The sequence below is a fragment of the Pseudomonas sp. COR18 genome (assembly GCF_048568395.1).
Lineage (GTDB): Bacteria > Pseudomonadota > Gammaproteobacteria > Pseudomonadales > Pseudomonadaceae > Aquipseudomonas > Aquipseudomonas fuscovaginae_B.
On the sequence record NZ_CP183808.1, the window covers coordinates 1,352,588 to 1,366,566 of the forward strand.

Consider the following 13,979-nt stretch of genomic DNA (forward strand, 5'->3'; position numbering starts at 1 on the left):
AAGGGCCCTTTCGCGGGCAAGCCACGCTCCTACAGGGCGGTGTGTAGGCAAATTTTCCGTACAACCCCGCCTCTGTAGGAGCGCGGCTTGCCCGCGAAAGGGCCAGCCTGCCGACCACCGAATCAGGTGAACTCGAAGCTGTCGGCATCCAGATTGGCCGGAAACCGCTCGCGATAGGCCGCCAACTCGGCGGCACTCAGGCTGACCTGGAACACGCCATCGGCCTCCCCCGCCCCCAGCAACGACTCGCCCTGGAAATCCAGCACCTGGCTGTCGCCGGTGTACGAAAAGCCCTTGCCATCGGTCCCGACCCGGTTCACCGCCGCTACATAGCAGAGGTTCTCGATCGCCCGGGCCGGCAACAGGCGATTCCAGTGCAGACGTCGGGCGCCCGGCCAGTTCGCGGTATAAAGCAGCAGATCGGTGTCATGGGCATCCCGACTCCACACCGGGAAACGCAGGTCGTAGCAGATCAGCGGGCGCACCCGCCACCCGTTGAGTTCGAACTGCACCTGGCGCTCGCCAGGGGTGTAGTGGTTGTGCTCGCCCGCCATGCGAAACAGGTGGCGCTTGTCGTAGTGCCAGACCTCGCCATCCGGCCGCGCCCACAGCAGCCGGTTGCGATGGCTGCCATCGGCGGCATGCACGATCACGCTGCCGGTGACCACCGCATCGAGCTTTTTCGCCTGGCGACGCAGCCACTGGGTGGTGGGGCCATTCTCCGGCTCAGCCAGGGTCCTGGACTCCATGGAGAAACCGGTGGTGAACATTTCCGGCAGGATGATCAGGTCGGCGCCGCGGGCCTGCTCCAGCAGCACCTCGAAATGCTCCAGGTTGGCCTGTCGGTCATGCCAGGCCAGGGACGTCTGTACCAGGGCCAGCTTCAGATCGGGCAACGTACTCAGATCACGCATAATTTCTCCGCCGCTTCACGCAACGTCTCCTCGCGCTTGGCAAAACACAGGCGAACCAGCCGCTGGCCCTCGGGCGGTGTCTGGTAGAACACCGATACCGGGATCGCCGCCACGCCATGCTCGCGGGTCATCCACATCGCCATGTCGACGTCGTTCAGGTCCGGGCGGATCTGCGAGTAATCGACCAGCTGGAAATAGGTACCCGCCACACGCCTGAAGCTGAAACGCGACTGGCTGAGCAGGTCGCAGAACAGGTCGCGCTTTTGCTGGTAGAACGCCGGCAGGCGCTGCACATGGCCGGGGTCTTCTTCCATATAGTCGGCCAGGGCGTACTGCAACGGAGTCACGCCGCAAAAGCTGACGTACTGGTGCACCTTGCGCAATTCGGCACTCAGGGCCGGCGGCGCGATCACGTAGCCGGTCTTCCAGCCGGTGACGTGGTAGGTCTTGCCGAACGAACTGACGACGAACGCACGCTGATAGAGTGCCTCATGGGCCAGCACACTGGCATGCGGCACATCGTCGTAGACCAGGTGCTCATAGACCTCGTCGCTGATCAGGTAGATGTCCCGATCGGCGATCAGCGTCGCCAACTGGTCCAGTTCGGCATGACTGATCAGCGCACCACTGGGGTTGTGCGGCGTATTGAGAATGATCATCCGGGTCCGCGGACTGAGCGCATCCTCGAGTTTCTGCCAATCGATGGCGAAGTCGTCGAGGCTCAGTTGCACGTGGATGCAGCGCCCGCCGGCCAGTTCCACCGAGGGCTCGTAGCTGTCGTAGCAGGGGTCGAAGACGATGACCTCATCGCCCGGCCGAATCACCGCCTGGATCGCACAGAAGATACCCTGGGTCGCCCCGGGAGTGATCGTCACTTCCGCATCGGCGTTCACATGGACGCCATAGCTGCTGAAGATCTTCGCCGCCACCTGCTGGCGCAGGGCCGGCAGGCCGGTCATCGGCGCATACTGGTTATGGCCGCTGGCAATGTGCCGGGCCACTGCATCGCGCAAGGCTTGCGGGCCATCGAAATCAGGGAAGCCCTGGGACAGGTTCAGTGCGCCGGTTTCCGCGGCGAGCTGGGACATCCGGGTAAAGATGGTGGTGCCGACATTCGGCAACTTGCTGGTGATCATGGGGCCGTTTTCCCTGCTGAACATCCGGCTCTACACGGCACGGGAGGGTTCGAGGATAACGTATCCACCAGGCATGAAAAAGGGCGCCATGGGCGCCCTCTTCCGAGTCCGGGATCAGCGCTTGTCGCGGCGCTTCTTCTCGGCTTTCTTGTGGTGCGACATGAGGCGACGCTTCTTGTTGACCTGACGGTCGGTCAGCGTGTTCTTCTTGCCTTCGAACGGGTTCTCGCCGCCCTTGAACTCGATACGGATCGGCGTCCCCACCAGTTTCAGCACACGGCGATAGGTGTTTTCCAGGTACCGCACATAGGAGTTCGGGACCTTCTCCACCTGGTTGCCGTGGATCACGATCAGCGGCGGGTTGGCACCACCGAGGTGGGCATAGCGCAGCTTGATCCGGCGGTTGTTGACCATCGGTGGCGCGTGTTCGGACACCGCGTCCTCGAGGATCTGGGTCAGGCGGCTGGTCGGCCAGCGGGTCACCGCCGACTTGAACGAGTTCTGCACCGACTGGTACAGGTTGCCCACGCCGGTGCCGTGCAGCGCCGAGATGAAGTGGATGTCGGCGAAGTCGACGAAGAACAGCCGGCGCTCCAGCTCGGTCTTCACGTAGTCACGCTCGCCCGGGGTCATGCCGTCCCACTTGTTCAGGGCGATGACCAGCGCGCGACCGGCTTCCAGGGCGAAGCCGAGCAGGTTCAGGTCGTGGTCGACCACCCCTTCGCGGGCGTCCATCACGAAGATCACCACGTTGGCGTCCTTGATCGCCTGCAGGGTCTTCACCACCGAGAACTTTTCGACTTCCTCGTGGATCTTGCCGCGCTTGCGCACACCGGCGGTGTCGATCAGCGTGTACTTCTCGTCGTTGCGCTCGAACGGGATGTAGATACTGTCACGGGTGGTACCTGGCTGGTCATAGACGATCACCCGGTCCTCGCCGAGCATACGGTTGACCAGGGTCGACTTGCCGACGTTCGGCCGACCGATGATGGCGATCTTGATGCCATCCTTCTCGCTCGGGCCCGGAATGCGCGTGGCCTCCTCGCCTTCGGCAACCTCTTCGGCCCCGCCTTCTTCAGGTTCCGCCTCGTCCCGAGGGAAGTCACCCAGGACGATTTCCAGCATCTGGTTGATACCACGACCGTGCGCGCCGGCGATCGGCAGCGCGTCGCCCAGGCCCATGGGGCTGAACTCGGCACGTGCCATATCCGGATCGATGTTGTCGATCTTGTTGGCGACCACGTAGGAACGCTTGTTGCGCTTGCGCAGGTGCTCGCCGATCATCTGGTCGGCAGCGGTGTAGCCGGCCTTGGCATCCACCAGGAACAGCACGACATCGGCTTCTTCAATGGCCAGCAGCGACTGCTCGGCCATCTTCTCGTCCATGCCGTGCTCGTCGCCGGAGATACCGCCGGTGTCGATCACAATATAGGAACGCCCCTGCCACTTAGCCTCACCGTACTGGCGATCACGGGTCAGACCGGACAGGTCGCCGACGATGGCGTCGCGACTGCGGGTCAGGCGATTGAACAGGGTGGACTTGCCGACGTTCGGTCGGCCCACCAGGGCGATTACGGGAACCATGCGGCTCTCCACTTCGTTATTTCAGAAAATACAAAAGCCGCTGCGTGGCAGCGGCTGGTGCTCGGGGGCGGCGCCGGAAGGTGCCGCAAACCTCGCAGAGCGAGGCCGCTTGGGGATTCCCCCAAGCATAGTCAAAGCCTTACTTGATGGTCAGGGCTTCCAGTTTGCCGCTGTTGCCATACACATAAATCATGTCACCCACCACCAGCGGACGAACCCGCAGGCCATCGCTGTCGATACGCTCGCGACCGACGAAACGACCGTCCACCTGGCTCAGCAGGTGCAGGTAGCCTTCGAAGTCGCCGACCGCCACATAGCTGGAAAACACTTCCGGTGCCGACAGTTGACGGCGGGCCAGGGAGTCGTTGCTCCAGATCGCGGTAGTGGAACGCTCGTCGACACCTTCGACGGTGCCCGAGGCCAGGGCGACGTAAACGCTGCCGAAGCCCTGGGCGACACCGGCGTAGCTGGAGGCATCACGCTGCCAGAGGATCCGGCCGCTTTCCAGGTCCAGTGCGGCCATGCGGCCCTGGTAGCTGGCGACATACAGGGTGCCGCCGGACAACAGCAGGCCACCGTCGATGTCGACCACACGCTCCAGTTCCGAACGACCCTGTGGAATCGCCACCCGGGTTTCCCAGGCCGGCACGCCGTTCTGGGTATCCAGCGCGACGACCTTGCCGGTCGACAGGCCAGCCACCGCCAGGTGGTTGGTCACCAGCGGTGCACCAGTGCCCCGCAGGGTCAGTACTGCCGGCGAGCTGTCGTACAGCCAGCGCTGGTTGCCGGTGGAGGCGTCGAGACCGATCACGCGGTCATCCTGGGTCTGCACCACCACCACGTCGCCGTTGGTTGCCGGCGGAGCCAGCACCTCGCTGGTGACGCGGGAGCGCCATTTTTCTTCGCCGCTGCCGGAATCCAGGGCAATGACTTCGCCCTTGAGGGTACCCAGCAGCACCAGGCCGTAGCCGACGCCGACACCACCGGAAACCGGCAGCTCCAGGTCCTTCTTCCACTTCACGTCGCCGTTCATGCGGTCCATGGCCACCACGACGCCGCTGTCATCAGCCGCGTAGAGGGTGTCACCGTCAACCGCTGGAACCAGCAGGTTGTAGATCTTGCCCTGGCCATCGCCAATGGAGCGGCTCCACTGCTTCTGCAGAACCACTTCTTCCTTGAAGGAAGTCAGCTCGGCCGGCGGCAATTCTTTCTTGCTGTTGCTGCTGCAACCCGCGGCCAGAATGGCCAGGGCCAGCAATGCTGCATGTTTCCAACGGATCACGTCACGCATCCCCTTTGGCCAGGTCGTCGAGCTTGATTTGTAAGCCACCGACCGCCGCTTCATCGGAAAGCGCCGCCTTGGCCTTTTGGTACGCAGCATGGGCTTCATCGTTACGACCCAGTTGAACCAGCAGGTCCCCCTTGAGTTCTTCGCGACTGGCCAGGAACGCCTTGTCGGTATCGCCGTCGAGCAGCTTGAGTGCCTCGTCGGCCTTGTTCTGGGCAGCCAGCACCTGGGCCAGACGCTGACGCGCGACTTCGCCCAGGGTGGCATTGACCGGCTTGTCGACCACGGCCTTGAGCTCGGTGGCGGCATCGTCCAGCTTGCCGGTGTCGACCGCGACCTTGGCGACGAACAGGCTGCCGTATTGCGCGTAGGCACTGCCGCCATACTGGGTATTGAGCTTGCCGGCCAGGTCGGCGACGCGCGCCGGATCAGGCTTGCCGTCCGGTGTCAGGGTGCTTTCCAGCAGTTCCTGGTAGAGCACCGAGGCACCTTGCGACTGGTTGTTCTGGTACTTGTGCCAGGCCTGCCAGCCGAACACCACCACCAGCGCCAGCAGGCCACCGGTGACCAGGGGTTTGCCGTTGCGCTGCCACCATTCCTTCAACTCGGCTACGTGATCTTCTTCGGAACTCGACACCCCAATACTCCTTATTCTCTAAATCGGCTGTTCTAACAGCTTCAACCCTGCACGACGCAGGTGGACAAGTGCTCGGAAAGAGCATCCCAGGCAATGCTTTGTTGCTCGCCCTGGCCACGCAGGGGTTTGAAACCTACCACTTGCTGAGCCAATTCGTCGTCTCCGAGGATCAAGGCGTACAGCGCACCACTCTTGTCAGCTTTCTTGAACTGGCTCTTGAAGCTACCGGCACCGGCATTGATCTGCAAACGCAGGTTCGGCAACCGGTCGCGGACCTTCTCGCTCAGGGCCAGTGCCGCCAGCTCGGCGGCCTCGCCGAAGGCGCACAGGTACACGTCGACCTGGCGGGAAATCTCTTCAGGCACCTGCTCCAGGGTTTCCAGCAGCAGGATCAGGCGTTCGATACCCATGGCGAAACCGACGCCCGGGGTCGGCTTGCCGCCCATCTGCTCGACCAGGCCGTCGTAGCGGCCGCCGGCACAGACAGTGCCCTGGGCACCCAGTTGGTCGGTGACCCACTCGAACACGGTCTTGCTGTAGTAATCCAGGCCACGGACCAGCTTGGGGTTGATCACGTAGGGGATGCCGGCCGCATCGAGGCGGGCCTTGAGGCCCTCGAAGTGTAGGCGCGACTCTTCGTCGAGGTAGTCGGCCAGCTTCGGCGCATCCACCAGCACGGCCTGGGTGTCGGCGTTCTTGGTGTCGAGCACGCGCAGCGGGTTGGTCTTGAGACGACGCTGGCTGTCTTCGTCCAGTTGGTCGAAGCGCGCGGACAGGTACTCCACCAGGGCCTCGCGATAGCGGCCACGGGATTCGCTGGTGCCCAGGCTGTTGAGTTCCAGCTTGACCGCGTTGCGGATGCCCAGCAGGCCCCACAGGCGCCAGGTCAGCACGATCAGTTCGGCGTCGATGTCCGGGCCGTCGATGTTGAACACTTCGCAGCCGATCTGGTGGAACTGGCGGTAGCGGCCTTTCTGCGGACGCTCGTGGCGGAACATCGGCCCGATGTACCACAGCTTCTGTTGCTGGCCGCCACCGCTGATGCCGTGCTCCAGCACCGCACGCACGCAGGCCGCGGTGCCTTCCGGACGCAGGGTCAGGGAATCGCCGTTGCGGTCCTCGAAGGTGTACATCTCTTTTTCGACGATGTCGGTCACTTCACCGATAGAGCGCTTGAACAGCTCGGTGAATTCGACGATCGGCGTGCGGATCTGCTTGTAACCGTAGTTATCCAGCAGACGGGCGACGGTGCCCTCGAAATAGCGCCACAGCGCCGTCTGCTCGGGCAGGATGTCATTCATGCCACGAATGGCTTGCAGGGACTTGCTCACAGATATTCCTTAAATTCTTCGATCAGCCGCGGGCGATGAGGGCCGCGTCGGCTTCGACCTTTTCGGCCGCCTTCTGCCGGATGAGCTTTTCCAGCTCCTCCACCAGGTTGTCATTCGTCAGTTTCTGCGACGGCTTGCCGTCGATATAGATCAGGTTCGGTGTACCGCCGGTCAGGCCGATATGGGCTTCCTTGGCTTCACCGGGCCCGTTCACCACACAGCCGATCACCGCGACATCCATCGGCACCAGCAGGTCTTCCAGGCGCCCTTCCAGCTCGTTCATGGTCTTGACCACATCGAAGTTCTGCCGCGAGCAGCTCGGGCAGGCGATGAAGTTGATCCCACGGGACCGCAGGTGCAAGGACTTGAGAATGTCGTAGCCGACTTTCACTTCCTCGACCGGGTCGGCCGCCAACGAGATGCGAATAGTATCGCCAATCCCTTCGGCCAGCAGCATACCGAGGCCGACCGCCGATTTCACCGTACCTGAACGCAAACCGCCAGCCTCGGTGATGCCCAGGTGCAACGGCTGGACGATTTCCTTGGCCAACAGGCGGTAGGCTTCCACCGCCATGAACACGTCGGAGGCCTTCACACTGACCTTGAAGTCCTGGAAGTTCAGGCGCTCCAGATGCTCCACATGGCGCAGCGCGGACTCTACCAGCGCCGCCGGGGTCGGCTCGCCGTACTTCTTCTGCAGGTCCTTTTCCAGCGAACCGGCATTGACGCCGATGCGGATCGGGATCCCACGGTCGCGGGCCGCATCGACCACCGCACGCACCCGGTCTTCACGACCGATGTTGCCCGGGTTGATCCGCAGGCAGTCCACCCCCAGCTCGGCCACCCGCAAGGCGATCTTGTAGTCGAAGTGGATGTCGGCAACCAGCGGCACCTTGACCTGCTGCTTGATCCGGCCGAAGGCTTCGGCAGCGTCCATGTCCGGCACGGAAACCCGGACGATATCGACGCCCGCCGCTTCCAGACGGTTGATCTGGGCCACCGTGGCAGCCACGTCATTGGTGTCGCTGTTGGTCATGCTCTGCACCGCGATAGGCGCATCACCGCCCACCGGCACCGAGCCGACCCAGATTTTACGCGATTCGCGACGCTTGATTGGGGATTCGCCGTGCATGACTTATTGACCTAGCTTCAGGCGAGCAGTCTCGCCGCTGGTGAACGGGGCGACATCGACCGCCTGCCCGTTGTAGGTGACTTGTGCGCCCTTGGCATAGCCCAGGCGTACCGCGAACGGCGGCTTGCCGCTGACTTCGAGCGAATCGCCCTTGCGCTTGAGGCCGCTGAACAGCACCTTGCCACCGCCGTCGGTGACCTGAGTCCAGCAATCGGCGATGAAGGTCACATGAACCTGCCCGGCGCCGGCCACCGGCACACTGGCCGCGGCGGCCGGTGCGCTTGGAGCGCCATTGACCGGAGCGGTCGGCGACACCGGCGACACCGGGCTCGGCGCCGGCTGTGGTGCAACCACCAGCGATTGCGCCGCATGGGGCACCGGCACCACGGCCTGGGTGGCAGGCGCTGCCGGAGCCGTCGGCGCTGGAGCCGCGGTTTCGGCGGCTGGCGCGGCCGGCTCCGCTTCCGGGCTGGACTGGTTCTGGGCGACCGCCTGGTCTTCCGGCTCGTCGATCGGATGAATCTGCGTGGTGCCGTCGGCGCTTTCGACTTCGACGTGCTCCATGCTGATCGCCGCCTGATCCTTGGTGCGCTGGCTGGTCTGGTCCTGCCACCAGACAAAGCCGCCACCGATCACGGCAATCAGCAGCAACAGGCTGACGATTCGCAAAATGGTGTGAGAAACCCGCACCGGCTCTTCGATGCGACCCAGGGCATGCACATTGCTGCCCTGGGAGTCGGTGCCGGTGCACTGGTCGAACTGCTGGACCAGAACGGTCTGGTCCATGCCCAGCAACTTGGCGTAGGCACGGATATAACCCCGGGCAAAGGTATGCCCTGGCAACTTGTCGAAGGCACCGGCCTCCAGGTTGCTCAGGGAGGTGCTCGTCAGGTTGAGCTTGAGGGCCACTTCGGCCAGCGTCCAGCCATTGCTTTCGCGGGCCTGACGCAGGGTCTCACCGGGATTTACGCGAGTGGCTGCTACAACTTCTGGATGCGCCGCTTTCATCATTGCTCCGACAGGTATTGCTGATATTCCGGCGTACCGGGATAGAGTCGTTTTAATTGCAGGCCGTAACTGGCGACCTTGTCGCGATCTTCGTAAATCTTCGCCAGGCGGATACCGAGCAGCAGACTACGGGCATTCTGCTCGCTGAGCTGGCTAAACCGCTCGTAATAATCACGCGCCGGCACATAATGCCTGTCTTCGTAAGACAACTCAGCCATTTCCAGCAAGGCACGTGGCTGCTGGCGGTTGAGTCGCAGGGATTTATCCATGTTCTGCCGTGCCAGCTCCCGATCGCCCAGGGCCAGGGCGGTCAGGCCGAGGTTCTCGTAGACCCGTGAACGCTCGGGATAAAGGCTGTCGGCGGCGGCTTGCTCGAAGCGCTCGTAGGCCTGCTTGTACTGCTTGCGCTCGTACAGGAAACCACCGTAGTTGTTGAGGATCCGCGCATCGTTCGGGCGCGAGGACAACGCCTTGCGAAAATGCTGGTCGGCCAGGTCCCATTCCATCTCGGCCTGGAACACCAGCGCCAGGGCAGCGTTGGCATCGGCATCGGAGCTGTTCAGTTCCAGCGCCTTCTTCAGGGGCACCTTGGCCTGCTCGGTCTGGCCCTGCTGCAGATAGCCGATGCCCAGTTGGACATAAGCCATGCGCGCCTCATCACGCCCCTTGCCGGTACTCATCGGATCGACATTGCCAGTCGAAACGCAGCCGGCCAGCAGGCCGGCGAACAGTACGGAGAGCGCTAGGCGCAGGGTCATGGAGTTCCTCTCTCAAGATCAGCTCAAGATCAGCTCAGGTTCGACTCGAAGCGCTGCGAGGCATATCGGCATCGGCGCTCAGTTCGCGCACCGCGATATAACGCTCGCTACGACGGGTGCGATCCAGCACCTGCCCGACCAACTGCCCGCAGGCAGCATCGATGTCTTCACCGCGAGTGGTACGCACGGTGACGTTGTAGCCGGCCTGGTGCAACAGATCCTGGAAGCGCCGGATCGCGTTGTTGCTCGGGCGCTCGTAACCGGAGTGCGGGAACGGGTTGAACGGGATCAGGTTGATCTTGCACGGCGTGTCCCTGAGCAACTCGATCATCTCGACCGCGTGCTCGGGCTGATCGTTGACATCCTTGAGCAGGGTGTACTCGACCGTCAGCACGCGCTTTTCGCCCAGGCTCGACATGTAGTTGCGGCACGATTCGAGCAGCATCTTGAGCGGGTACTTCTTGTTGATCGGTACCAGCTGGTTGCGCAGCGCATCGTTCGGTGCGTGCAGGGACAACGCCAGGGACACGTCGATGTGCTTGGCCAGCTCATCGATCATCGGTACCACACCGGAGGTCGACAGGGTCACGCGGCGCTTGGAGATGCCGTAGCCCAGGTCGTCCATCATCAGGTGCATGGCGGCGATGACGTTGTCGAAGTTCAGCAGCGGCTCGCCCATGCCCATCATCACCACGTTGGTGATGGCGCGGTCGATGGTCGCCGGGACGCTGCCGAAGGATTTGTTGGCAATCCACACCTGGCCGATCACTTCGGCGGCGGTGAGGTTGCTGTTGAAGCCTTGCTTGCCGGTGGAACAGAAACTGCAGTCCAGGGCACAGCCGGCCTGGGACGAAACGCACAAGGTACCGCGCTTGCCCTGGGGAATGTAGACGGTCTCGACACAGCTGCCGGACGCCACGCGCACCACCCACTTGCGGGTGCCGTCGCTGGAAATGTCCTCGCTGACCACTTCGGGACCGCGAATCTCGGCAACATTCTTGAGCTTTTCGCGCAAGGCCTTGCCCAGATTGGTCATGGCGTCGAAATCGTCGACGCCAAAGTGGTGAATCCACTTCATGATCTGACCGGCACGGAAACGCTTCTCCCCGATCGAGTCGAAGAATTTCTCCATTTCCGGCTGGGTCAGCCCCAGCAGGTTGGTTTTAACAGCAGATGTAGTCATGGATTCACCTTCACTCGTCAGCCGTGGCTTAGCGAGTGGTTACTTCAGTAGCAGCGAAGAAGTAAGCGATTTCGCGAGCAGCGGCAGCTTCGGAGTCCGAACCGTGAACGGCGTTGGCGTCGATGGACTCGGCGAAGTCGGCACGGATGGTGCCTGGAGCGGCTTCTTTCGGGTTGGTGGCGCCCATCAGTTCGCGGTTGCGCGCGATAGCGTTCTCGCCTTCCAGAACCTGGACGACAACCGGACCGGAAGTCATGAAGGCAACCAGGTCAGGGAAGAAGCCACGAGCGCTGTGCTCGGCGTAGAAGCCTTCGGCTTCGGCTTTCGACAGCTGCTTCAGTTTCGAAGCGACAACGCGCAGGCCGGCTTTTTCGAAACGGGTGGTGATCTCACCGATGACGTTTTTTGCAACAGCGTCAGGCTTGATGATGGAGAAAGTGCGTTGAACAGCCATGGTGTAACTCCAGAAACGATAATTTGCGAAAAATTAAACCCGCGAATTATACGCGGGTTCTTGGGTATTGCCTAACTCGGGTATTGCTTGATCTTACCGCCGGATCAGTCGCGCTCCTCGATCCAGCAGCCTTGGATGGCCTCAAGGACCTTCTCGCCACCACGAGCCGGATCGTCGTCGAAATCCGGCAGGTGAATGACCCAGTTGTGCAGATCAACGAAATTGACCGACATCGGGTCGACTTCCGGTTTGCTTTCAGCCAGCTGGATGGCGATCTCCAGCACATCAGTCCACTTCAAACCCATGATAGATCCTTGAATCAGTGCGGTGCTTCGGCAGCATGGTTGAGCGAATACTTGGGAATCTCGACCGTCAGGTCCTCGGTGCCGACGATCGCCTGGCAACCCAGGCGCGACTGCGCCTCCAGCCCCCAGGCGCGATCGAGGAAATCTTCCTCCAACTCATCGGCCTCTTCCAGCGAGTCGAAGCCCTCGCGGATGATGCAGTGACAGGTGGTGCAGGCACACACGCCACCGCAGGCGCTTTCCATCTCGATATGGTGCTCGTGGGCCAGTTCGAGGATCGAGATGCCGGGCTCGGCCTCGACCACCATGCCATCCGGGCAAAACTTCTCGTGGGGCAGAAAAATGACCTGCGGCATCGTTATTCCTCAATCTCGTTCAGGTTGCGTCCGGCCAGCGCGGCTTTCACCGTCGAATCCAGGCGTCGGGCCGCAAAGGCATCGGTCACTTGCGACAGACGCTTGGTCTGCTGCTCGATGGCGTGGCCATCGGTTCCTTTTATCAGTTCGCTCAGTTCCTGCACCTGCAACTCGATGACCAGGCGCTCCTCGGCGTCGAGCAGGCGCTCGCCATCCGCCTCCAGGGCGCCCTGCACCGCCTCGATCAGACGCTGGGCGTCGACCTGCTGCTCACGCAGCACGCGAGCGACCTTGTCGTCACCGGCGTACTGGAACGAATCCTTGAGCATCCGGGCGATTTCGCCGTCGGTCAGGCCGTAGGACGGCTTGACCTGGATGCTCGCCTCGACGCCCGACCCCAGCTCACGGGCCGAAACACTGAGCAGACCGTCGGCATCGACCTGGAAGGTCACGCGGATCTTCGCCGCGCCGGCGACCATGGCCGGAATGCCACGCAGTTCGAAGCGCGCCAGCGAGCGGCAGTCACTGATCAATTCACGTTCGCCTTGCAGCACGTGGATCGCCATGGCCGTCTGGCCGTCCTTGTAGGTGGTGAAGTCCTGGGCGCGTGCCACGGGAATGGTGGTGTTGCGCGGAATCACCTTCTCCATCAGCCCCCCCATGGTTTCGAGCCCCAGGGACAGCGGGATGACATCCAGCAGCAGCAATTCGCCGCCGTCGCGCTTGTTGCCGGCCAGGGTATCGGCCTGGATCGCGGCGCCAATGGCGACCACCTGGTCCGGGTCGATCTCGGTCAGCGGCTGGCGGCCGAACATCTCGGCCACCGCCTCACGCACACGCGGCACACGGGTCGAACCACCGACCATCACCACGGCATGCACGTCTTCGAGCTCGACGTTCGAGTCACGCACGGCACGGCGGCAGGCCTTGAGGCTGCGGGCGATCATCGGCTCGATCAGCCCGTCGAAGGCTTCACGGGTCAGCGGTGCACGCCAGTCGCCATAAACCACTTCGACAGTTGCCGCATCGGTCAGCGCTTCCTTGGCCGCGCAGGCGGCCTGCAACAGGCTGCGCTGCGCGCCCGGATCGAGATCCACCGACAAGCCGGCCTGCTCGATGATCCAGCCGGCGATCGCATGGTCGAAATCGTCGCCACCCAGGGCACTGTCACCACCGGTGGCCAGTACTTCGAATACCCCGCCGGTCAGGCGCAGGATCGAAATATCGAAAGTGCCGCCCCCCAGGTCATAGATCGCCACCACCCCTTCGGCGTGCTGGTCCAGGCCATAGGCCACCGCCGCAGCGGTCGGCTCGTTGAGCAAGCGCAGCACGTTCAGCCCGGCCAGACGTGCCGCATCCTTGGTTGCCTGGCGCTGGGCATCGTCGAAGTAGGCCGGCACGGTGATCACCGCCCCGACCAGTTCGCCACCCAGGGTCGCCTCGGCGCGCTGGCGCAGCACCCGCAGGATATCGGCGGAAACCTCCACCGGGCTCTTTGGCCCCTGCACGGTGTCGATGAACGGCATGTGCGACTCGCCGCCAACGAAGCGGTAGGGCAGTTGCTCGCCCAACTGCTTGACGTCCGACAGGCCACGGCCCATCAGACGCTTGACCGACAACACGGTATTGAGCGGATCACTGGAGGCCGCCAGACGGGCCGACAGGCCTACTTCGACGCGATCGGCGTGATAGCGCACCGCGGACGGCAGGATCACCTGCCCGTCGGCATCGGCCAGGGGCTCGGAAAGACCACTGCGCAATGCAGCGACCAGCGAATTGGTAGTACCCAGGTCAATCCCCACCGCCAGACGACGCTGGTGCGGCTGTGGGCTTTGGCCTGGTTCGGCGATCTGCAGTAGGGCCATGGTTATCTGGACTTATCTGGATATCAGG

Annotated in this window: 14 protein-coding genes; all 14 read right to left on the reverse strand. The window is 62.8% G+C overall.

The window, feature by feature from the left end:
* Window positions 1–122: 122 nt before the first annotated feature.
* On the reverse strand, window positions 123–914 hold the full coding sequence (locus tag ACM62G_RS06325; protein ID WP_273825581.1) for an amidohydrolase: 792 nt from the start codon (window positions 912–914) through the stop codon (window positions 123–125).
* Entirely contained in the window at window positions 902–2,050 is a 1,149-nt protein-coding gene (locus tag ACM62G_RS06330; RefSeq protein WP_054059228.1) for a pyridoxal phosphate-dependent aminotransferase, read from the reverse strand. The genes ACM62G_RS06325 and ACM62G_RS06330 overlap by 13 nt, the downstream gene beginning before the upstream one ends.
* A gap of 114 nt (window positions 2,051–2,164) precedes the next feature.
* Entirely contained in the window at window positions 2,165–3,634 is a 1,470-nt protein-coding gene (gene der, locus ACM62G_RS06335; RefSeq protein ID WP_419736876.1) for a ribosome biogenesis GTPase Der, read from the reverse strand.
* A gap of 139 nt (window positions 3,635–3,773) precedes the next feature.
* Complete coding sequence (gene bamB / locus ACM62G_RS06340; protein WP_054061887.1) at window positions 3,774–4,925, reverse strand: outer membrane protein assembly factor BamB; 1,152 nt, start codon at window positions 4,923–4,925, stop codon at window positions 3,774–3,776.
* Window positions 4,918–5,559 (reverse strand): tetratricopeptide repeat protein, encoded by a 642-nt coding sequence (locus tag ACM62G_RS06345; RefSeq protein ID WP_017904927.1) that lies wholly within the window; start codon window positions 5,557–5,559, stop codon window positions 4,918–4,920. Before ACM62G_RS06345 ends, bamB begins: the two co-directional genes overlap by 8 nt.
* A 41-nt stretch (window positions 5,560–5,600) precedes the next feature.
* Window positions 5,601–6,890, reverse strand: coding sequence for a histidine--tRNA ligase (gene hisS, locus ACM62G_RS06350; protein WP_054059231.1), 1,290 nt, complete (start codon window positions 6,888–6,890; stop codon window positions 5,601–5,603).
* A gap of 22 nt (window positions 6,891–6,912) precedes the next feature.
* Window positions 6,913–8,022 (reverse strand): flavodoxin-dependent (E)-4-hydroxy-3-methylbut-2-enyl-diphosphate synthase, encoded by a 1,110-nt coding sequence (gene ispG, locus ACM62G_RS06355; RefSeq protein ID WP_054059232.1) that lies wholly within the window; start codon window positions 8,020–8,022, stop codon window positions 6,913–6,915.
* Between the two features lie 3 nt (window positions 8,023–8,025).
* Entirely contained in the window at window positions 8,026–9,030 is a 1,005-nt protein-coding gene (locus tag ACM62G_RS06360) for a RodZ domain-containing protein (protein WP_419736877.1), read from the reverse strand.
* The gene (gene pilW, locus ACM62G_RS06365; protein ID WP_054057271.1) at window positions 9,030–9,788 is read right to left on the reverse strand and encodes a type IV pilus biogenesis/stability protein PilW; all 759 of its coding nucleotides are present in this window, start codon (window positions 9,786–9,788) and stop codon (window positions 9,030–9,032) included. The genes ACM62G_RS06360 and pilW overlap by 1 nt, the downstream gene beginning before the upstream one ends.
* A gap of 34 nt (window positions 9,789–9,822) precedes the next feature.
* Window positions 9,823–10,971: a 23S rRNA (adenine(2503)-C(2))-methyltransferase RlmN gene (gene rlmN / locus ACM62G_RS06370; protein WP_054061890.1), complete on the reverse strand. Its 1,149-nt coding sequence runs from the start codon at window positions 10,969–10,971 to the stop codon at window positions 9,823–9,825.
* A gap of 28 nt (window positions 10,972–10,999) precedes the next feature.
* The gene (gene ndk / locus ACM62G_RS06375) at window positions 11,000–11,425 is read right to left on the reverse strand and encodes a nucleoside-diphosphate kinase (RefSeq protein ID WP_054057273.1); all 426 of its coding nucleotides are present in this window, start codon (window positions 11,423–11,425) and stop codon (window positions 11,000–11,002) included.
* Window positions 11,426–11,529: 104 nt separating this feature from the next.
* The gene (gene iscX / locus ACM62G_RS06380) at window positions 11,530–11,730 is read right to left on the reverse strand and encodes a Fe-S cluster assembly protein IscX (protein ID WP_054061891.1); all 201 of its coding nucleotides are present in this window, start codon (window positions 11,728–11,730) and stop codon (window positions 11,530–11,532) included.
* Window positions 11,731–11,744: 14 nt separating this feature from the next.
* Complete coding sequence (gene fdx / locus ACM62G_RS06385; protein WP_054057275.1) at window positions 11,745–12,086, reverse strand: ISC system 2Fe-2S type ferredoxin; 342 nt, start codon at window positions 12,084–12,086, stop codon at window positions 11,745–11,747.
* Window positions 12,087–12,088: 2 nt separating this feature from the next.
* Window positions 12,089–13,951, reverse strand: a complete 1,863-nt coding sequence (gene hscA / locus ACM62G_RS06390) for a Fe-S protein assembly chaperone HscA (RefSeq protein WP_054057276.1) — start codon at window positions 13,949–13,951, stop codon at window positions 12,089–12,091.
* Between the last annotated feature and the right edge of the window lie 28 nt (window positions 13,952–13,979).

Coding starts and splice junctions, on each gene's coding strand:
- ACM62G_RS06325 (WP_273825581.1), bottom strand. CDS start 914: ATGCGTGATCTGAGTACGTTGCCCGATCTGAAGCTGGCCCTGGTACAG.
- ACM62G_RS06330 (WP_054059228.1), bottom strand. CDS start 2,050: ATGATCACCAGCAAGTTGCCGAATGTCGGCACCACCATCTTTACCCGG.
- der (WP_419736876.1), bottom strand. CDS start 3,634: ATGGTTCCCGTAATCGCCCTGGTGGGCCGACCGAACGTCGGCAAGTCC.
- bamB (WP_054061887.1), bottom strand. CDS start 4,925: ATGCGTGACGTGATCCGTTGGAAACATGCAGCATTGCTGGCCCTGGCC.
- ispG (WP_054059232.1), bottom strand. CDS start 8,022: ATGCACGGCGAATCCCCAATCAAGCGTCGCGAATCGCGTAAAATCTGG.
- ACM62G_RS06360 (WP_419736877.1), bottom strand. CDS start 9,030: ATGAAAGCGGCGCATCCAGAAGTTGTAGCAGCCACTCGCGTAAATCCC.
- pilW (WP_054057271.1), bottom strand. CDS start 9,788: ATGACCCTGCGCCTAGCGCTCTCCGTACTGTTCGCCGGCCTGCTGGCC.
- rlmN (WP_054061890.1), bottom strand. CDS start 10,971: ATGACTACATCTGCTGTTAAAACCAACCTGCTGGGGCTGACCCAGCCG.
- ndk (WP_054057273.1), bottom strand. CDS start 11,425: ATGGCTGTTCAACGCACTTTCTCCATCATCAAGCCTGACGCTGTTGCA.
- iscX (WP_054061891.1), bottom strand. CDS start 11,730: ATGGGTTTGAAGTGGACTGATGTGCTGGAGATCGCCATCCAGCTGGCT.
- fdx (WP_054057275.1), bottom strand. CDS start 12,086: ATGCCGCAGGTCATTTTTCTGCCCCACGAGAAGTTTTGCCCGGATGGC.
- hscA (WP_054057276.1), bottom strand. CDS start 13,951: ATGGCCCTACTGCAGATCGCCGAACCAGGCCAAAGCCCACAGCCGCAC.